Origin of the sequence: Candidatus Centipeda massiliensis (assembly GCF_900290285.1) — a bacterium.
In the GTDB taxonomy this organism is placed as follows: Bacteria; Bacillota; Negativicutes; order Selenomonadales; family Selenomonadaceae; genus Centipeda; species Centipeda massiliensis.
The window spans coordinates 1146203-1164266 of the sequence record NZ_LT985754.1; the positions used below are offsets into that span (position 1 = coordinate 1146203).

17 protein-coding genes, 1 pseudogene and 1 CRISPR repeat array are annotated in these 18064 nt (G+C 56.9%); of the genes and pseudogenes, 14 read left to right on the forward strand and 4 right to left on the reverse strand.

Annotated elements, in window-relative coordinates:
* Positions 1 to 6: 6 nt before the first annotated feature.
* The 7 genes and pseudogenes from cas2 to C8273_RS13105 all read left to right on the forward strand — a co-directional run bounded on the left by cas2 (position 7) and on the right by C8273_RS13105 (position 5891).
* Complete coding sequence (gene cas2, locus C8273_RS05530) at positions 7 to 297, forward strand: CRISPR-associated endonuclease Cas2 (protein WP_006695535.1); 291 nt, start codon at positions 7 to 9, stop codon at positions 295 to 297.
* Positions 298 to 468: 171 nt separating this feature from the next.
* A CRISPR array of direct repeats spans positions 469 to 3619; the repeat unit is 33 nt; unit sequence GTCGCGCCCCGTACGGGGCGCGTGGATTGAAAC.
* Positions 3620 to 3742: 123 nt separating this feature from the next.
* The gene (locus tag C8273_RS13095) at positions 3743 to 3919 is read left to right on the forward strand and encodes a hypothetical protein (protein WP_234343856.1); all 177 of its coding nucleotides are present in this window, start codon (positions 3743 to 3745) and stop codon (positions 3917 to 3919) included.
* A complete protein-coding gene (locus C8273_RS13100; RefSeq protein ID WP_234343859.1) occupies positions 3916 to 4131 on the forward strand; it encodes a hypothetical protein in 216 nt (71 codons plus the stop codon). Before C8273_RS13095 ends, C8273_RS13100 begins: the two co-directional genes overlap by 4 nt.
* A gap of 413 nt (positions 4132 to 4544) precedes the next feature.
* Complete coding sequence (gene rpsF, locus C8273_RS05540) at positions 4545 to 4838, forward strand: 30S ribosomal protein S6 (RefSeq protein WP_021685852.1); 294 nt, start codon at positions 4545 to 4547, stop codon at positions 4836 to 4838.
* Between the two features lie 36 nt (positions 4839 to 4874).
* Positions 4875 to 5321 carry a single-stranded DNA-binding protein gene (locus tag C8273_RS05545; RefSeq protein WP_106626749.1) on the forward strand — a complete coding sequence of 149 codons (447 nt, stop codon included), beginning with the start codon at positions 4875 to 4877 and terminating at the stop codon, positions 5319 to 5321.
* Between the two features lie 44 nt (positions 5322 to 5365).
* Positions 5366 to 5599, forward strand: coding sequence for a 30S ribosomal protein S18 (rpsR, locus tag C8273_RS05550; protein WP_006306231.1), 234 nt, complete (start codon positions 5366 to 5368; stop codon positions 5597 to 5599).
* Between the two features lie 132 nt (positions 5600 to 5731).
* Positions 5732 to 5891 (forward strand): annotated as a pseudogene (locus tag C8273_RS13105) (secretion protein HlyD).
* On the opposite strand, the gene C8273_RS05560 reads toward C8273_RS13105, so the two are convergent.
* Both C8273_RS05560 and C8273_RS05565 read right to left on the reverse strand, forming a co-directional pair.
* On the reverse strand, positions 5888 to 7858 hold the full coding sequence (locus C8273_RS05560) for a methyl-accepting chemotaxis protein (RefSeq protein WP_106626750.1): 1971 nt from the start codon (positions 7856 to 7858) through the stop codon (positions 5888 to 5890). The pseudogene C8273_RS13105 and the gene C8273_RS05560 sit on opposite strands and share 4 nt — an antisense overlap.
* A 141-nt stretch (positions 7859 to 7999) precedes the next feature.
* Positions 8000 to 8935, reverse strand: a complete 936-nt coding sequence (locus tag C8273_RS05565) for a bile acid:sodium symporter family protein (RefSeq protein WP_106626751.1) — start codon at positions 8933 to 8935, stop codon at positions 8000 to 8002.
* A gap of 38 nt (positions 8936 to 8973) precedes the next feature.
* Here C8273_RS05565 and C8273_RS13110 point away from each other — a divergent pair, with 38 nt between their 5' ends.
* Entirely contained in the window at positions 8974 to 9123 is a 150-nt protein-coding gene (locus C8273_RS13110) for a secretion protein HlyD (RefSeq protein ID WP_234343862.1), read from the forward strand.
* Here C8273_RS13110 and trpD read toward each other — a convergent pair.
* On the reverse strand, positions 9120 to 10136 hold the full coding sequence (gene trpD, locus C8273_RS05575; RefSeq protein WP_106626752.1) for an anthranilate phosphoribosyltransferase: 1017 nt from the start codon (positions 10134 to 10136) through the stop codon (positions 9120 to 9122). The genes C8273_RS13110 and trpD overlap by 4 nt on opposite strands.
* A gap of 164 nt (positions 10137 to 10300) precedes the next feature.
* Here trpD and C8273_RS05580 point away from each other — a divergent pair, with 164 nt between their 5' ends.
* From C8273_RS05580 to C8273_RS05595, 4 genes are read left to right on the forward strand one after another with little or no spacing between them, the layout of a single operon-like run.
* On the forward strand, positions 10301 to 10984 hold the full coding sequence (locus C8273_RS05580) for a vitamin B12 dependent-methionine synthase activation domain-containing protein (RefSeq protein WP_106626753.1): 684 nt from the start codon (positions 10301 to 10303) through the stop codon (positions 10982 to 10984).
* A gap of 27 nt (positions 10985 to 11011) precedes the next feature.
* A complete protein-coding gene (locus C8273_RS05585) occupies positions 11012 to 13420 on the forward strand; it encodes a homocysteine S-methyltransferase family protein (protein ID WP_106626754.1) in 2409 nt (802 codons plus the stop codon).
* A 27-nt stretch (positions 13421 to 13447) separates the two neighbouring features.
* Positions 13448 to 15238: a bifunctional homocysteine S-methyltransferase/methylenetetrahydrofolate reductase gene (locus tag C8273_RS05590; protein ID WP_106626755.1), complete on the forward strand. Its 1791-nt coding sequence runs from the start codon at positions 13448 to 13450 to the stop codon at positions 15236 to 15238.
* A complete protein-coding gene (locus tag C8273_RS05595) occupies positions 15235 to 15762 on the forward strand; it encodes a nitroreductase (RefSeq protein WP_106626756.1) in 528 nt (175 codons plus the stop codon). Before C8273_RS05590 ends, C8273_RS05595 begins: the two co-directional genes overlap by 4 nt.
* Before the next feature lie 43 nt (positions 15763 to 15805).
* On the opposite strand, the gene C8273_RS05600 is transcribed toward C8273_RS05595, so the two are convergent.
* Positions 15806 to 16369 carry a hypothetical protein gene (locus C8273_RS05600; protein ID WP_106626757.1) on the reverse strand — a complete coding sequence of 188 codons (564 nt, stop codon included), beginning with the start codon at positions 16367 to 16369 and terminating at the stop codon, positions 15806 to 15808.
* A gap of 183 nt (positions 16370 to 16552) precedes the next feature.
* On the opposite strand from C8273_RS05600, the gene rfbA reads away from it, so the two are divergent.
* Positions 16553 to 17428: a glucose-1-phosphate thymidylyltransferase RfbA gene (gene rfbA / locus C8273_RS05605; RefSeq protein ID WP_106626758.1), complete on the forward strand. Its 876-nt coding sequence runs from the start codon at positions 16553 to 16555 to the stop codon at positions 17426 to 17428.
* Positions 17429 to 17437: 9 nt separating this feature from the next.
* The gene (rfbC, locus tag C8273_RS05610; RefSeq protein WP_106626759.1) at positions 17438 to 17998 is read left to right on the forward strand and encodes a dTDP-4-dehydrorhamnose 3,5-epimerase; all 561 of its coding nucleotides are present in this window, start codon (positions 17438 to 17440) and stop codon (positions 17996 to 17998) included.
* Positions 17999 to 18064 lie beyond the last annotated feature (66 nt).

The window sequence follows — 18064 nt, forward strand, 5'->3', positions numbered from 1 at the left end:
CTTGCCATGTACGTTTTAATCACCTATGATATTAGTACCGTTGATGCTGACGGGAGAAGGCGTTTGCGGCAGGTCGCGCGAAAATGTAGAGCCTACGGACAGCGTGTGCAGAACTCTGTCTTTGAGTGTAAGGTTGATCCGACGCAGTGTAAGCAGTTGGAGCTTGCGCTGCTGGATATCATCGACCTGCAGGAAGACAGTCTTCGATTCTACTATCTTGGCAAAGACAAAGGACCGAAAGTAACGCACTATGGTGTTAAGGAATCCTATGACCTGGAGGCCGCTATTATCATCTGAGCCTGTTGTATGAGTGCGAAGGTGAAGTGAACAGAAAATGACAAAAAAATCTAGGTGCGAGAATCACGTTATAGGAGGGGCGTGAGACTTAGGCACTGAGAAAATCATAATTTGTGGAGGAGAATACCCATAAATATGTGGCAAAAGGGGGAAGTCGTGCCTCCAGTTGCTGTCGCGCCCCGTACGGGGCGCGTGGATTGAAACTGCACAGTCGCTCCACCTCCTGCATCGCGCAGTAGTCGCGCCCCGTACGGGGCGCGTGGATTGAAACGCACCGCTCACCAGTGCCGCCTTAATATCTGCTACGTCGCGCCCCGTACGGGGCGCGTGGATTGAAACGCCAGATCAATCAACAAAAGCAAGCGTAGCAAGCGTCGCGCCCCGTACGGGGCGCGTGGATTGAAACCAGCCATACACGCCCGCGCTATAGGCGTATGGCTGTCGCGCCCCGTACGGGGCGCGTGGATTGAAACCGGAAAGCGTGAATTTGAGAATCATTTCACGCACAGTCGCGCCCCGTACGGGGCGCGTGGATTGAAACTCCGCTCCTCCGCAGATCCCCTCTGTAGGTTAGGTCGCGCCCCGTACGGGGCGCGTGGATTGAAACGTTACATAATCCCTTGTAAAATATGATGGCTTGAGTCGCGCCCCGTACGGGGCGCGTGGATTGAAACCGCTTGTGCTGCAAATTGATACCCAACAGCCTACGTCGCGCCCCGTACGGGGCGCGTGGATTGAAACCGCTTGTGCTGCAAATTGATACCCAACAGCCTACGTCGCGCCCCGTACGGGGCGCGTGGATTGAAACCCGCTTGTGCTGCAAATTGATACCCAACAGCCTAGTCGCGCCCCGTACGGGGCGCGTGGATTGAAACTTTGCCGCTATCGCTACAGCCCGCAGCCCTACAGGTCGCGCCCCGTACGGGGCGCGTGGATTGAAACCTGTTGATTTTGCGCCGGATGAGATCAACGACAGTCGCGCCCCGTACGGGGCGCGTGGATTGAAACGCTCATGAATACCCTCCTGTGTGTCCAAGACGACGTCGCGCCCCGTACGGGGCGCGTGGATTGAAACCTATCACGCCGGAAAACCGTGCGGAGCTGGTACGGTCGCGCCCCGTACGGGGCGCGTGGATTGAAACGGTTTGAGTGCAGCGAATGCCTCATCCTTGACAGGTCGCGCCCCGTACGGGGCGCGTGGATTGAAACATCGATCTGCGGCTGTGCTGTGATCCCGCCGTTGGTCGCGCCCCGTACGGGGCGCGTGGATTGAAACATCGATCTGCGGCTGTGCTGTGATCCCGCCGTTGGTCGCGCCCCGTACGGGGCGCGTGGATTGAAACTTGTCCACATAGACGGCTCGCCAGTCGTCATATGTCGCGCCCCGTACGGGGCGCGTGGATTGAAACTCCTCTGTATGCTCGGGCGGCAGATAGGTCGCAAGTCGCGCCCCGTACGGGGCGCGTGGATTGAAACAGGACAATTCAAGCAGTCTCGCCGAGGCGCGTGGATTGAAACATCGAGACTGCAACGTGGGGGCTGCCCTCATGGGTCGCGCCCCGTACGGGGCGCGTGGATTGAAACTCGAGATCCCGTGCGATCTGGCGCTCATCCTTGGTCGCGCCCCGTACGGGGCGCGTGGATTGAAACCCCCAAGAAGCTCCATATCCGTCGTAGAATGGACGTCGCGCCCCGTACGGGGCGCGTGGATTGAAACACGTGAAACAATTACGCTATCAGATTCCGCATAACGTCGCGCCCCGTACGGGGCGCGTGGATTGAAACTCTATATAATGTAGCTTTCTGTTTAGTTTTTGTGTGTCGCGCCCCGTACGGGGCGCGTGGATTGAAACTTGATCGAGTGTCATTGTCTATTACCTCCACGCCTGTCGCGCCCCGTACGGGGCGCGTGGATTGAAACGTACGTTTGCGACGCAGCAGGTAACTGCTACGGAAAGTCGCGCCCCGTACGGGGCGCGTGGATTGAAACTCAAGATTTCCGAGGAGCGGTGCGATTGCTCCGAGTCGCGCCCCGTACGGGGCGCGTGGATTGAAACTTCCCCCCGTAAACACCACGGCGGGACTGCCCGGTCGCGCCCCGTACGGGGCGCGTGGATTGAAACGTATCACTGGTTGACATAAAACTTGACGATAAAGTCGCGCCCCGTACGGGGCGCGTGGATTGAAACACAGAAAAAGGCGGATTGGCGATAATCGCACGGAAGTCGCGCCCCGTACGGGGCGCGTGGATTGAAACATTAAGAACGCAAAGGCAGAATCTGCACGGCTGGTCGCGCCCCGTACGGGGCGCGTGGATTGAAACCGGCATCTAGCTTGGTAGCGTCTGCGATCCGCAGTCGCGCCCCGTACGGGGCGCGTGGATTGAAACATCTAAAATCTCCTGTAATGCGGCCAGAAGCGGGGTCGCGCCCCGTACGGGGCGCGTGGATTGAAACATGATGGCGGAGATACGAGCAAATGGCGACTGAGTCGCGCCCCGTACGGGGCGCGTGGATTGAAACGTGCTACCTGCCACGCGCCGCAGCACCGAGAGGAGTCGCGCCCCGCACGGGGCGCGTGGATTGAAACCATCACAACGCCCGTATCCTGAAACCCCTTGTCGTCGTACCCCGCACGGGGCGCGTGGATTGAAACAAGTCGTGGTCAACGACTTGCAGAACCGCAGATGGTCGCGCCCCGCACGGGGCGCGTGGATTGAAACTGTTAAGGATAAGAAGAAGGAGGCGGCTGCATGGTCGCGCCCCGCACGGGGCGCGTGGATTGAAACCAGCCGAACACGCCCGCCGCATAGGCGAACGGTTGTCGCGCCCCGCACGGGGCGCGTGGATTGAAACGCAGATGTGGCACGACGTATTCCGCCTGTGCACGGTCGCGCCCCGCACGGGGCGCGTGGATTGAAACAAAAAGTAACGGATGATCTCGCGCTCCTCCGCAGTCGCGCCCCGCACGGGGCGCGTGGATTGAAACCCCGGCGGCAGACTTATCATGTGCGGCTCGAACTGTCGCGCCCCGCACGGGGCGCGTGGATTGAAACTGCTATAAAAAAGTAACCCGATAAGGGATATAGGGTCGCGCCCCGCACGGGGCGCGTGGATTGAAACTTTTCTTGACTAGAGGATAACATAAAATAAATGGTCGCGCCCCGCACGGGGCGCGTGGATTGAAACAAGGAACGGCTGCGGCGATTTAAGGAACACGTTCGTCGCGCCCCGCACGGGGTGCGTGGATTGAAACATACGTTGAAAGATCACTGCTCCGAATGCTCGGGGTTGCGCCCCGCATGGAGCGCCTGGATTGAAACAGGACGCCTAAAGAATCGCTGATAAATTCTTTTGTATGCCTCTTCCTTGCAAATTACAATAAAGGAAACTGCCACACGACGAGGGAGAGAGGCAACATCATGGTACAGTAGATCTTTACGGAGATGGAATACGAAAACCAAAAGGGGATAACACGGCGTGAAGCCTTTTTGGAAGCCATGGAATCCATCATTCCTTGGAACGAATGGATGGCACTCATCCACCCGATGCCACAACATTCCTGCACTTTCGTCACCTGCTCGAAAAATCCGACATCGCCCACAAGATATTCGATAATGTGAAACAGCGGCTGGACGCTTCAGGACTCATCATGTACGGCAGTACGATTGTGGACATAACGATCATTCATACACCGAGTTCGACCAAGAATGCAACGAGGTCGCGTGCCCTTGAGATGCACTTTACGAAGCAGGGGAAACAGCGGTACTTCGGCATGAAGGTCCATTTTGGTGCGATGACGGAACAGGCTATGTTCATACGACTACACCAATAACTGCCAACGTGCACGACATTACCCAACCCCATGCGCTGGTTTGCGAAGATAATCATATTGTTTATGGTGTTTCGGGATATCCGGTGTGGAAAAGCGCACGGAAATCAGAAAACTTCCGTCCTTTAAGAGGTGGATTATCGCATTGCAAAAAACTCGCAGAACCACATGACGAAAGAATACAAAAGAATGAATCGGGAACTGTAGAATTTATGCCTGTGGGTAACATGAGTCTTATGGATCGTGTTTTATCAGCGTTTCCTTATGCAAATCTCTCGAAAACCCTTGCGCGCCGTCTTCAAACATGTTATACTGTTTCTTGTCGCGTGAGCGTGTGCTTCTTTCGTGCGCGCTCGCATAGGATTAACTCTGCCGTTCCGATAGGGGCGGCCATAGACCGAAGAGGAGGTGATTTCGTGAGATTGTACGAAGTCATATTTATTGTGAAGCCGATGGAGGAAGAAGCGACAAACGCCGTCATCGAGAAGTTCACGAAGCTCATTCAGGCAAATGGCGGTAAGATCGAGAAAGAGGATCGCTGGGGTAAGAAGCGCCTCGCCTATGAGATCAAGGACAACACAGAAGGATACTACGTTCTGCTGTACGTCAATGCAGAGCCCGCCTGCGTCGCCGAGTGCGACCGCGTGATGAAGATCACGGACGAGCTTTTGAAGCACATGATCGTCCGTGCGGACGGCGTCGAGGAATAATCGACTGACGGGAATCCATGCAGGAGAGAGAAACCGATGAACAGAGTCATATTGATCGGTCGCCTTGCGCGCGACCCTGAGATTCGCTATACACAGAGCGGCAAGGCGTTTTGCCGCTTCACGATCGCGGTTGATCGTCGCTTTTCGCGGGCAGCTCAGCAGGAAGGTCAGCAGACGGCGGACTTCATTCCCGTCACCTGCTGGGAAAAACTTGCCGAGATCTGCGGAAACAATTTGACAAAGGGGCGCCGCGTCGGCGTTGAGGGGCGCATTCAAGTGCGCAGCTACGACGGCAATGACGGACAGCGCAAGTATGCGACGGATGTTGTGGCGGACAATGTGGAGTTTCTCGATTCGAAGAATGCCGGTGGCTCATCGGGTAGCTATGATGCGCCGATGGGGCGCAGCGCAGCACCTGCCGCTGGCGGTGCTGCACCGGATATGATGGGTCCCGTGATTCCTGACGACGACATTCCATTCTGAGCAGTTGATGCTCAGCACATCCCGTAATAAGGAGGGACAGCGAAATGATGAAACGAGATCGAGGCCGCAAGCCTCGTCGTAAGGTCTGCTCGTTCTGCGTGGACAAGGTGGATCATATCGACTATAAGGACGCCGCAAAGCTGCGTCGCTTCACGACGGAGCGCGGCAAGATCCTGCCGCGCCGTATTTCCGGCAACTGCGCGAAGCATCAGCGTCAGGTGACGCTTGCGATCAAGCGCGCGCGCAACATTGCGCTTCTTCCGTTCACAGCGGAGTAAGGGAAACTTCAGGGGGCTGCTGCACGAAACAAACGTGCAGCAGCCTTAATTTTGTGCAAAAAACACGGGGCAGTTGTACGAGTGCATCGTATAACTGCCCCTAAAATATATTCTGTAGGAATCGCTGATAAAATGAAGTCCGTCAAATTGGCGTAGATTTTTTCGTCCGAACAAGGAGACAAACCGGACGCATAGCAGGGGCTATGTGGAGGATTTGTCGACACAGTGCGGGCAAAAAAGATGCGTCAAGATGGCGTGTCTGAATTTATCAGTGCTTCCTGTACTTCTTTAGAGCTTAAAGCCCCCGACGATCCGCTGCAGATCCTGTGCAAGCTGCGCCAGTGTCTGACTGGATGCCGCAATCTCCTGCATGGAGGCTGCCTGCTCCTCAGAGACGGCAGAAACATTTTCTGCCTCCGTGTGGACGGCGTTCGAGACTTTCTGAACAGCCTCGACGGAGTTCATCATGTTCTCACTGCCCGCCTTGATGCCCTCGGTACTCTTCAGGATCGCATCCACTTTTTCGGTGAGCTCGCTTACAACGCCAGCAATGCGATCAAACTGCTCACCCGCCTGATTGACCTGCTTGACGCCCTCACCGACGTGTTCCTTCTGCTGCTGCATGACCTTGAACGTGTCTTCAATACGGTTTGCGTTTTCGGTGATGAGACCTGTGATCTCCTGCGCTGCCGTTTCGGACTGCTCGGCGAGCTTTCTGACTTCCTCGGCGACAACGGCGAAGCCACGTCCCTGTTCTCCCGCGCGTGCCGCCTCGATGGCTGCGTTGAGTGCAAGGAGATTCGTCTGTCCGGCGATTTCGGTGATCATCTCGACGATCTCGGAGATGCGCTTGGAACTCTCGTAGAGTGCGGTGACGGCATCGGAAACATCCTGTGCACTCTGATTGAGCACGTCCATCCCCTTGACGGCGATGCCAAGCCCTTGTTGTCCCTCTACCGTTGCTGTTTCGGCGCGGTGGGTAGCGGCAGAGACGTCTGAGATCCCCTTTGTGATGTCGTTGATCGCATGGGTAATGCCATCGACGGTCTTAAAGGACTGGTCGACGACTTCGTTCTGTTCCACCGTACTGCCTGTGATCTTGACGATCGCCTCGGCTGCGCTCTGCGCACCCTGCGCTGATTGATCTGCCGAAGCGGTCAGCTCCTCGGAGGCCGCGGCGAGCTGCTCGGAGGTCTGCGCTGTTTTTTGGATGAGTTCGCGCAGATTTTTGACCATGGTGAGCAGGGAGTTGTGGAGCTGCCCGATCTCATCGTCGCGATCCATCTGGGGCGGGACGATGCCAAGATTTCCCTTTGCAACCTCCTGCGCTGCCCCTGCCATATTCTCAAGCGGTCCCGCAATCGAGTCGGAAATCTTGTAGAGAAGACCGCCGATCAGGGCGAGGGAAACGATGAGCCCAACGATCATTGCCCACTTGAGATTGTTCACATCGGCGAGCACTTCGTCCTTCGGTACGAAGAGAACGAGAGACCAACCCGTTGTGCCGACCGGATGGACGGCGTAGTAATTCTCAACACCTGCGTATGTGTTGGTAAAGAAAATAGGCTCCTTTGAGAGGAGGCGGCGCGCGTCTTCCTCGCCTTGTGCGTGCACATTGTCATTGAGTCCGAGCGAAGAGTGGTAGATGAAGCGTCCCTGCTCATCGAGGAGGAAGGCAGCACCGTGCTCGCGGATCTTGATCTTTGCGACGATATTCTGAATGTCGGAGAAATTGGTCTCGAGCCCCATAACGGCGAGCAGCTGCCCTTCGTGACGGATGGCGCGGCTCAGGGCAAGCGTCGACTTTCCGGTGCGCTCGTTCGTGGAGACCTCGTTGAGCTGTACGCCCTCCTTGGATTCGGCGAGTTTGTACCATGGACGGCTCGTTGCGTCGAACTCGTTCAGTGGTACGATTCCCTCCTCGCTGTAGAGGAAGGGGCGGTTTGTCTCGCGCGGGAACCCCATATAGATGGAATCAATGTCTGGGCGTGAAGTGAAGTCCTTGGCTGTTTCAAGAAAACGCTCATCTGTCGGTATATTCGTCGACCATACACGACCAATGCCCTCGAGGATCCCCTTCGGTCCCTCGACCATGCGGTTGACCTCCTCGGCATGGAACTCCGAGAGCGCCCGCATCTCGCGTTCCGTAGCTTTTTCGATCATGTCGCTTGCTTCCCAGTAGGAGAACACTGCCATCGCGGTAAAAATCACGACGAGCGGCGTTCCAATCCACAGGAGCATCTTTGACTTTAGTTTCATTCCGTCACCTCTCTAGTAATGTATCATGGATATCATGGGAAGCGCAGAACGCTTCTTTTCAGATAAATATAATTCAACACAAATGAAATAAATCCTCCAAAAGTCCTAAGGATTTTGGAGGATTTATTTGTAAAAATTTCGTCAGTCGGATTTTTTCATGCGACTGGATAGGTAGTTTGCAGCCAGTGACCCTGATATGTTGTGCCAGACGCTGAAGAGTGCGCCCGGGATCGCAGCCGCCGCACCGAAGTGGAGGAGAGCCAAGGAGGTCGCAAGTCCCGAGTTCTGCATGCCGACCTCGATGGAGACTGCCTTGACCTTTGCGATGTCCATACGCAGTACCTTTGCGACGACAAAGCCGAGTGCATAACCGAGGAGATTGTGGCACATGACGACGAGCATGATGAGTGCGCCCGTTTCGATGATACGCCCCGCATTTGCCGCGACGACACCACCGACGATGAGAACGATGGCAATGACCGAGATGAGCGGGAGTACCTTGACTACTTTTTGTACGGGGCGTTCAAAGAAATGATTGATGAGGATGCCGAGGAGGATCGGTGCAATGACGACCTGCGCGATGGAGATCATCATTTTCCCCGCCGGTATGTCAATCCACTGACCTGCCAGCCAGAGTGTGAGAAGCGGGGTCATGATCGGGGCGAGGATGGTGGATGCCATCGTCATGGAGACGGAGAGCGCCACATCGCCGCGTGCGAGATAGGTCATGACGTTGGACGAGGTGCCGCCGGGGCAGGTGCCGACGAGGATGACGCCCGCCGCAAGCTCGGGCGGGAGTGAGAAGGCGTGTGCCAACGCCCAAGCAAGGAGCGGCATAATGCCGAACTGCGCGACTGTGCCAATGAACACGTCGCGCGGACGCTGCAGGACGAGCTTAAAGTCCTCAAAGCGCAGTGTCATACCCATGCCGAACATGACAATGCCGAGCAGAATTGTGATCCAGGGAACCGCCCAAATAAATGTCCATGGTTGGAAGAGTGAAATACCCGCGATGAGAATGACGAATAATGCCATGTAGCGAGAGACAAAATTACTGAGATGTTCGAGTGTCTGCATAGATGCAAACTCCTTTCGTTTTAGGAATCGCTGATAAAATGAAGTCTGTCAGATTGGTACAGATTTTTCGTCCTGTCAAGGAGATAAACCGGACGCATAGCAGAGGCTATGTGGAGGATTTGTCGACGAAGAGAGGGCGGAAAAGATGTGCCAAGATGGCAGTGCTGAATTTATCAGTGCTTCCTTAATGGGAGATCTTGATGAAATCCTCAAGTTTTTTGAGCGCCGTGCCATCCGTGATGGTCTGACGAGCTGCCGCGATGCCGTCCGCGATGGAGGGGGCGGCACCGCCGATGTAGATGGCGGCACCTGCGTTCAGAAGGCAGACATCCGCGCGTGCGTCCGTGATCTCGCCGCTGAGGATGCCGCGCGTGACGGCAGCGTTCTCGTCGGGCTTGCCGCCGCGAATCGCTTCCTTGGATGCGAGGCTGATGCCGAAGTCCTCGGGGCGGATCTCGTATGCGCTCTCCGCACCGTTCGTGATTTCGTAAATCTTCGTCGGTGCGCCGACGGAGATCTCATCCATGCCGTCCGTTCCGTGAACGATGAGTGCACGCTTGATCCCGAGATCCGGCAGTACCTTTGCGAGCGGGCGCAGTAGATGCTCACCGTAGACGCCGAGGAGCATATAGGAAGGACGCGAGGGATTCGTGAGCGGTCCCAGAATATTGAACACCGTACGGATGCCCAGTTCGCGGCGAATTGCCCCGACGTGCTTCATGGACTGATGATAGCGCTGAGCGAAGAGAAACGCCATGCCGACGGCAGCCAGTTCCTCGCGGACTTTTTCGGGTGACTGGTCAATGTTTACACCGAGTGCCTCGAGGCAGTCCGCCGTGCCGCTCCATGAGGATGCAGCGCGGTTGCCGTGCTTGCAGACCTTGAGTCCTGCCGCCGCCGCAAGGAACGAGGCAGTCGTCGAAACGTTGATGCTGCCGGAGTGATCGCCGCCCGTGCCGACGATGTCGATGACGTCCATATCGTGCTCTACGCGCTCCGCATGCTCGCGCATGGCCGCCGCAGAGCCGGAGATCTCTGCGATGGTCTCCATGCCGCTGCTCTTTGTGGACAGCGCCGCGAGATAGGCGGCGTTCTCGACTGCCGTGGTTTCGCCCGACATGATCTCGTTCATGACCGCGTATGCTTCGACGTAGGTGAGATCTTGCTTGCCCACGACCTTTTTGATTGCTTCTTTGATCATTCCATTTCCCCCTTGAAAAAGAATTTTGCAAGAAAATGACAGGGCAGTATTATAGCACACATATCGTTATATGACAAAAGTGTATTTGTGGGGACTGCACGAATGTGATATAATCTCTTATCCTGTGTATTATATGGTTCGCTGGCAACGAAATAGGAGAGGTTATGTTTGAACCGCGTTTTACGACGCTGAATATGAACGAAATTCTAAAGTATCTTGGATTCCGCGGGCAGGAGCTGACGGAGGAGATTGCGGCGCAGATCAAGCGCTGTACGGATGAGGTGCTCGCCGCAGCGACGCCGCGCCTCACGTATCGGCAGGCACCGCTTGTGGACGGCGCCGTGCTCGGCGTGACCTTTGCGGGCAAGGATATCCCGCAGATGCTCGCACCGTGTGAGGAGGCGGTGCTCTTCGGTGCAACGCTCGGCTCCGGTGTCGAGCGGCTGATGATGCGCTATGAGGTGACAAATGCCGCTGACTCCGTGATCATGGACGCGTGCGCGAGTACGGCGATCGAGAATATATGCAACAACTTCGAGAGCGATATGCGCAGTGCCGTCGAGGCGGAGGGGCGCTATCTGACGGATCGGTTCAGCCCCGGCTACGGTGACCTGCCAATCTCGGAGCAGCCGAAATTCTTTGCACTGCTCGACATGACGCGGCGTGTCGGCGTCTCGCTGACGCCGACCACGATCATGGTGCCGCGCAAGTCCGTGACGGCGATCATGGGGATTGCGCGCACGCCGCAGCCGCATCGGCCGCCCGACTGTGAGCACTGCCTCATGTTCCGCAACTGTCCGTTCCGCAAGGCAGGACGCAGGTGCAGGGAAGGGGCAAAAACACAATAGCGGTATGAAAAATATGGGAGATATGGAATGAACGATATCATTATACTGGACGGGGGCATGGGAACGGAGCTGCAGGCACGCGGACTTGCGCCGGGGGAGCGCCCCGAACTCTTCGGCATGGAGCATCCCAATGTGATCGAGGAGGTTCACCGCAACTACATCGCGGCGGGCAGCCGCATCATCTACAGCAATACCTTTGGCGCAAACGGACACAAGCTCGTCGGCACGGGAAAGACGGTGGCCGAGGTGATTGCTGCGAATGTCGCGACTGCGCGCCGCGCAGCAGAGAACTCCGGCATCACTGGGGTACGTGTCGCACTCGACATCGGCCCCATCGGGGAACTGGTTGAGCCGCTCGGCACGCTCTCGTTTGAGGATGCCTACGAGCTTTTCCGCGAGATGGTGACTGCGGGCGAGGAGGCGGGTGCCGACCTCGTGATCTTTGAGACGCTGACCGACCTCTATGAGGTCAAGGCGGCGGTGCTGGCGGCAAAGGAGCATACGAAGCTGCCGATCTGGGTGACGATGACGTTCGAGCAGAACGGGCGCACCTTCCTCGGCGCAGCCGTCCCATCCGTTGCGGTCACGCTCGACGCACTCGGCGTTGCGGCGCTTGGCGTCAACTGCTCGCTCGGTCCCGTGGAGCTTGTCCCGATTGTAGATGAATTCATGGAGTGGACGGATCTGCCGATCATTGTAAAGCCGAACGCAGGTCTTCCTGACCCGCGCACGGGCGCGTACGAGATGACGGCGGAGGACTTCGGGCGTGAGATGATGGAATTCGCGCGGCGCGGTGCCGTTATCATGGGCGGCTGCTGCGGCACGACCCCCGACTTTATCCGTGCACTTTCGACTGCTGTCGCGGGCGGCGCGTCGGAGCGCCCCGTGCGGAAGAAGCGCAAGGGAGTCGCCTCTCCGGGGCGCGTTGCGGAGTACGGCAAGCTCAACGTCATCGGCGAGCGCATCAACCCGACGGGCAAGAAGCGCCTCCAACAGGCGCTCCTCGAGGAGGACTACGGCTACATCAAGAAGCTTGCCATCTCGCAGCAGGAGGCGGGGGCGCAGGTGCTTGATATCAACGTCGGCGCACAGGGCGTGGACGAAGAAAAGATCATTCCGTACGTTGTCAAGGCGGTACAGAGCGTTGTCGACCTGCCGCTCCAGATCGACTCGGCGAATCCAAAGGTGATTGAGGCGGCGCTGCGCGTGACAAACGGGCGCGTCATCATCAACTCAGTCAGCGGCGAGCGCGAGCGCATGGATGCCATCTTCCCGCTTGCAAAACACTACGGCGCGGCGGTGCTCGGTCTCGCGATGGATGAGCGCGGACTCCCAGAGACGGCAGCACAGCGCGTTGCCATCGCTGAGCACATTGTCGCGGAGGCAGAAAAGTACGGCCTTGACCGCGAGGACATCATCATCGACTGCCTGACACTCACCGTCTCGGCACAGCAGGAGCAGGCGATGGAGACCCTGCGCGCCGTGCGCGAGGTGCATGAGCGCCTCGGACTCCACTGCGCGCTCGGCGTCAGCAATATTTCGTTCGGACTGCCCGCGCGCGGACACATGACGGAGAACTTCCTCATACAGGCGATGCACGTCGGGCTGGATTTCCCGATCATCAATCCGAACACGAAGGGCGTCATGGATGCTGTCGTATCCTTCCGCGCGGTGTCGGGGGAGGATGTGGACTGCGCCGCCTACATCGAGCGTTTTGCTCCCGAGCAGGCGGAGATGCGCCGCCGCAAGGAACTCGGCATTACGGGCGATGAGGCGGCGGGGGCGGTACAGACTGCCGCAGCGGACAGTGCGGGCGAGGTTGACCCCCTGATGGATGCGATCATTCGCGGACTCAGCGACGATGCGGAGCGCATTACGCGCAAACTCCTCACGGAGATGGCGCCGATGGAGATCATACAGGAGAAGGTCATCCCCGCACTTGACATCGTGGGCGACCGCTACGAGAAGGAGATCATCTTCCTGCCGCAGCTCATCAATGCGGCGAATGCGGCAACGGCGGGGCTTGAACTCATCAAAGTACGCCTCGCCGAGGAAGGGCAGGGCGTCTCAAAGGGAAAAATCATCCTCGCGACGGTGGAGGGGGATATCCACGACATCGGCAAGAACATTGTGAAGGTCGTCCTCGAGAACTACGGCTACCAGATCATCGATCTCGGTCGTGATGTGCCCATCCAGCGCGTTGTGGAGGTCGCCATTGAAAAGAAGGTCGGACTGATCGGGCTTTCGGCGCTCATGACGACGACGGTCACGGCGATGAAAAAGACCATTGAGGCACTGCACGAGGCAGGGCATCCCTGTGAGACCGTTGTCGGCGGGGCTGTGCTGACCGAGGACTATGCGAAGGAGATCGGCGCGGACTACTACGCGGGAGATGCGCGCAGCATTGTCGAGATCGCACGCCGCGTATTGGGGTAGCGACTGGCAGCAAGGAGGCTTATGAATATGGCGCAGGAGCGCGTGGATATACGGGAACATATAAAGAAAGAGCCGCTCATCTTTGATGGCGGCATGGGTACCTATTATGCTCAAAAGACGCATACGCGCGGCAAGGGCGTGGAACTTGCCAACGTTGAAACGCCGCTCGTTGTAGAGGCGATCCATACGGAATACCTGCGTGCAGGCGCACAGGCAATCAAGACCAATACATTTGCAGCGAACCGCATCGTCTATCAGGGCGAAGAGGCACTCGTGCAGGGGATTCTGCAAGCAGGTTGGGAGCTTGCCACGCGCGCCGCAGAGCCGTTTGGCGCATATATCTTTGCTGACATCGGCCCTGTTACGGGGCTGCCGCCCGCAGACATCGCCGAGGAATACCGATTTCTTGTCGATACCTTTCTTGCACTCGGAGCAAAGAACTTCCTCTTTGAGACCAACTCCTCCACAGAGGGGCTGGTCGAGACAGCGGCACATATCAAGCAGGTTGTGCCTGATGCGTTTGTCCTGACATCGTTCTCCGCATTCTCCGGGGGCTATACGCGCGACGGTTTCTTTGTGGAGGAACTTGTGCGCGAGGCAGCGTCGAGCGGATATATTGATGCGGTCGGCTTTAACTGTGTCAGCGGCGTTCAGGCGATGAAGGAACTCGTACACATCATCGGGACATGCCCTCTGCCGCTTTCCCTCATGCCGAATGCAGGGCATCCGATCATTGTTGACGGGCGCACCTTCTACGAGAGTGCTCCGGACTACTTCGGTGAGGGGCTTGCCGCCCTTGTGCGCGAGGGGGTCGCTATCGTCGGTGGCTGCTGCGGTACGACACCGGAGTATATTCACGCGCTGTGCAAGGCGCTTGAAGGCGGAACTGCGGCTGAGGGGGCGCACGTCCAGCAGAAGCGCACAGAACTTGTGCCCGTACGCAGCCTTTTTTTTGAGGCGCTGCAAACGGGAAAAATACCCATTGCTGTCGAACTGGATCCGCCGGAGACCGGCAATGCGGATAAATTCATGGCAGGAGCGCAGGAATTAAAGGAGGCGGGCGTTCACGCCATTACGATTGCGGACAACCCCATTGCACGTGCGCGTATGGATGCGGCGATGCTTGCGGGGCGTGTTTACCGCAGCCTCGGACTCGAACCGATTCCGCACATGACCTGCCGTGACCGCAACCTTAACGCCATCAAGTCCATCCTCCTCGGGCTGAGTGCCGAGGGCATCCACAATATGATCGCGATTACGGGCGATCCGATCCCGACGGCGGAGCGCGACGAGGTAAAGAGCGTCTATCAGTTCAACTCGCGCAAGCTGTCCACATTCATCAAGAATCTGGGCGAGCGTGGTGATGTCGTACCGTTCCACGTATTCGGAGCGCTCAATGTCAACGCCGCACATTTTCCGTCCCAGCTCGGGCTTGCGAAGAAAAAAGTGGAGGCAGGCATTGTTGGGTTCTTCACACAGCCTGTTCTGAGCACACGGGCAAAGGAGAACCTGCGTACAGCACGCGATACCTTGCCGGGCGCACTCATCCTCGGCGGCATTATGCCCGTCGTCAGCGAGCGCAACGCGCGCTTTATGGACAGCGAAATCTCCGGCATTCACGTTGAGGAGCGTATCATAAACGCCTATCACGGACTTGACCGTGTGGAAGCAGAGGAACTTGCCGTGAAGCTGTCGCTCGAAATTGCAAAGGATATTGAGCCGTATATCGACGGATATTACATCATCACACCGTTTGCACGGACAGCATTGGTCGCTCGTATTGTAAAAGAAATCATTGGAAGGAGACGAACCGTATGAACACCACAGTCAAAGACATCATCGAACGCCGCAGCATTCGGAAATTTAAGCCGGATGCCGTACCGCAGAAGCTTATTGATGAGGTAATCGAGGCGGGACTCTACGCTGCCAGTGGAAAGGGAAAACAGGAAGCCATCATTGTTGCCGTGACGAACCCCGCGCTCAGGGAGCAGATCGCACGTGATAACTGCCGCATTGGTGGCTGGAAGGAAGGCTTTGATCCCTTCTACGGTGCCCCCGTCATTCTCATGGTGCTCGCACCGAAGGAGGGGCATACACCTGTTGAGGACGGCAGCCTTGTTCTCGGCAACCTCATGCTCGCGGGACATGCGCTTGGTCTTGGGACGATCTGGATCAATCGAGCAAAAGAGGCGTTTGAGGAGCCTTACTACAAGGAACTGCTGAAAAAGATAGGTATTGAGGGCGACTATATCGGTGTCGGACATTGTGCGCTCGGCTACGCCGATGGCGACCTGCCGAAGCCGTCTGCACGCCGCGCAAATCGCGTGTACTACGTTTCGTAAAAAAGGGCACCCCTTCCGCTGCTTGCTGGAAGAGGTGCCCTTTTCAGTGCAGTTTGGCATTCTCAAGCGCCATAGGCAATGTATGCGCTGCCGATGCCATCGCACGCAGATCGGCAGCGGATTTTTCCGCCCAGATGGCAGCGACCTTTTTCTGAAATGCAAGCGCCGAAGGTGGTGCAGCCATCTGTGCGCGTACATTTTTGCGTATCATCTCTGCGAACTCCTCAGGTACGCTTGCCGTTCGCTGCGCAAGCAGAATCTTTAAGTTCGTATCGACGAGGTAGAGATGAATGGTCGGATCGGCAAGACTCTCTTCGTCGGGAAGCAGTTCTTCCTTTACGAGAGAGAGGGAGAGCGGTGCGTCGCCCCAGCCGTCCTTGAAAATACCGTCAATGCGGTAGAGAAGGAAGAGAACGCCGTCCACCTCCGTCACAGCCAGCTCGATCTCACCCGTGCGAAACGCCTCAACGGCAATCGCATCCGTGCGTGAGAGCTGGAGCAGGAACATCATGCCGTTCTTGTCGACCTGAAACATTCCGCCGTCCGCCTGTGCAAGCACGGGCAGTGGAAATGGCTCGCCCACAGCGAAATTCATGGAAGTCATCATATCGTTCTCCTATAGCAGACAGCATTTGCGTCTTTGCGCGTCAGCGTTGATTATATATCGGAAGGAGAGATTCTTCAATCTCTATTTACCAAATATGGAGACAGATCCTTTTTGTAGTAGGTTTTGCTTGCCTTATATCGTGAAACGCCGTAAAATAAAAAGAAAATGCAGAGAGGTGACGGAATGATTCAGAAGGGAATTATCCTTGCGGGAGGATCCGGGACGCGGCTCTATCCGCTGACAAAGGTCGTATCGAAGCAGCTTATGCCGATCTATGACAAACCGATGATCTACTACCCACTGAGCACGCTGATGCTTGCAGGGATTCGGGACATCCTCATTATCACCACACCGGACGACAACGCACTTTATCAGTCACTGCTCGGGGACGGCAGTCAGCTCGGCATCTCCATTTCGTATGCCGTGCAGCCAAGCCCCGACGGCCTCGCACAGGCGTTCATCATCGGCGCAGACTTTATTGCGGGGGAGGGCTGCGCGCTCGTACTTGGCGACAACATCTTTTACGGCTCCGATTTTGCGCAGGTTCTGCAGCGCACTGTGCGCAGCGACGACGGCGCGACCGTGTTCGCCTACTACGTGTCCGACCCTGAACGCTACGGTGTCGTTTCCTTTGATGAGAACGGAAATGCACTCACACTTGAGGAAAAGCCCAAAGAGCCGAAGTCGAACTACGCCGTCACAGGGCTGTACTTCTATGACAGTGACATCGTCGAGATTGCGCGCGGCATTCGCCCCTCGGCACGCGGCGAGCTTGAGATCACCGACGTGAACAAGGTATATCTCGCGGCGGGCAAGCTGCGCGTTGAGCGCCTGCGGCGCGGCTATGCGTGGCTCGACACGGGAACGCATGAGTCCCTTCTCTCGGCGGCGACATTCGTTCAGACCATCCAGGCGCGGCAGGGACTGAAGATCTCCTGCATCGAGGAGATTGCCTACCGCATGGGCTACATCGATGCCGAGCAGGTGCTTCGCCTCGCCGAACCCTTGGCGAAGAACGAGTATGGCGTTTATTTGAAACGACTCATCAAGGACGTATAGGGAGCGTATATGAACGTGATTGAAACGGCGCTTGCGGGTGTCCGCATCCTCGAGCCTCAAGTATTTGGTGATGCACGCGGCTGGTTCATGGAGAGCTGGTCAAAAAAGAAGATGGAGGACGCAGGCATTTTCGTTGACTTTGTGCAGGATAATCATTCCTTTTCCGCACAGAAGGGGACGCTGCGCGGTCTGCACTATCAGCTGAACCCCATGGCACAGGCAAAACTCCTGCGCGTCTCACGCGGTGCAATCTTCGACGTTGCTGTCGACATTCGGCGCGGCTCGCCGACCTATGCAAAATGGGTCGGCGTGGAGCTCACGGCTGAGAATTATCGGCAGCTCTTCATTCCGCGCGGCTTTGCACATGGCTTCATCACATTGACCGATGATGTCGAGGTGCAGTACAAGGCGGATAACCTCTATGCACCCGACTGCGATGGAAACATCCGTTGGGACGATCCAGAGATTGGCGTGGAGTGGCCAATCCCTCCCGTCGTTCTCTCGGAGAAAGATGCCGCTGCACCACTTCTTGCCGCGCGTACAGAACTTAATTTTACTTACAGCCTGTAGGGATCGAACCCTCTCTGCAGAAGAAAAGCAAAAAAGATTGAAAAAAGTGCTTGACGGATTTAGCAG

What these genes read in the sequence shown, in the direction of transcription:
- C8273_RS05590 (WP_106626755.1), top strand. Translation starts at nt 13,448, where the DNA reads ATGGCGCAGGAGCGCGTGGATATACGGGAACATATAAAGAAAGAGCCG.
- C8273_RS05565 (WP_106626751.1), bottom strand. Translation starts at nt 8,935, where the DNA reads ATGCAGACACTCGAACATCTCAGTAATTTTGTCTCTCGCTACATGGCA.
- C8273_RS05560 (WP_106626750.1), bottom strand. Translation starts at nt 7,858, where the DNA reads ATGAAACTAAAGTCAAAGATGCTCCTGTGGATTGGAACGCCGCTCGTC.
- cas2 (WP_006695535.1), top strand. Translation starts at nt 7, where the DNA reads ATGTACGTTTTAATCACCTATGATATTAGTACCGTTGATGCTGACGGG.
- C8273_RS05595 (WP_106626756.1), top strand. Translation starts at nt 15,235, where the DNA reads ATGAACACCACAGTCAAAGACATCATCGAACGCCGCAGCATTCGGAAA.
- C8273_RS05580 (WP_106626753.1), top strand. Translation starts at nt 10,301, where the DNA reads ATGTTTGAACCGCGTTTTACGACGCTGAATATGAACGAAATTCTAAAG.
- C8273_RS13110 (WP_234343862.1), top strand. Translation starts at nt 8,974, where the DNA reads ATGAAGTCTGTCAGATTGGTACAGATTTTTCGTCCTGTCAAGGAGATA.
- rpsR (WP_006306231.1), top strand. Translation starts at nt 5,366, where the DNA reads ATGATGAAACGAGATCGAGGCCGCAAGCCTCGTCGTAAGGTCTGCTCG.
- C8273_RS13095 (WP_234343856.1), top strand. Translation starts at nt 3,743, where the DNA reads ATGGAATACGAAAACCAAAAGGGGATAACACGGCGTGAAGCCTTTTTG.
- rfbC (WP_106626759.1), top strand. Translation starts at nt 17,438, where the DNA reads ATGAACGTGATTGAAACGGCGCTTGCGGGTGTCCGCATCCTCGAGCCT.
- C8273_RS05545 (WP_106626749.1), top strand. Translation starts at nt 4,875, where the DNA reads ATGAACAGAGTCATATTGATCGGTCGCCTTGCGCGCGACCCTGAGATT.
- rfbA (WP_106626758.1), top strand. Translation starts at nt 16,553, where the DNA reads ATGATTCAGAAGGGAATTATCCTTGCGGGAGGATCCGGGACGCGGCTC.
- C8273_RS05600 (WP_106626757.1), bottom strand. Translation starts at nt 16,369, where the DNA reads ATGATGACTTCCATGAATTTCGCTGTGGGCGAGCCATTTCCACTGCCC.
- C8273_RS05585 (WP_106626754.1), top strand. Translation starts at nt 11,012, where the DNA reads ATGAACGATATCATTATACTGGACGGGGGCATGGGAACGGAGCTGCAG.
- trpD (WP_106626752.1), bottom strand. Translation starts at nt 10,136, where the DNA reads ATGATCAAAGAAGCAATCAAAAAGGTCGTGGGCAAGCAAGATCTCACC.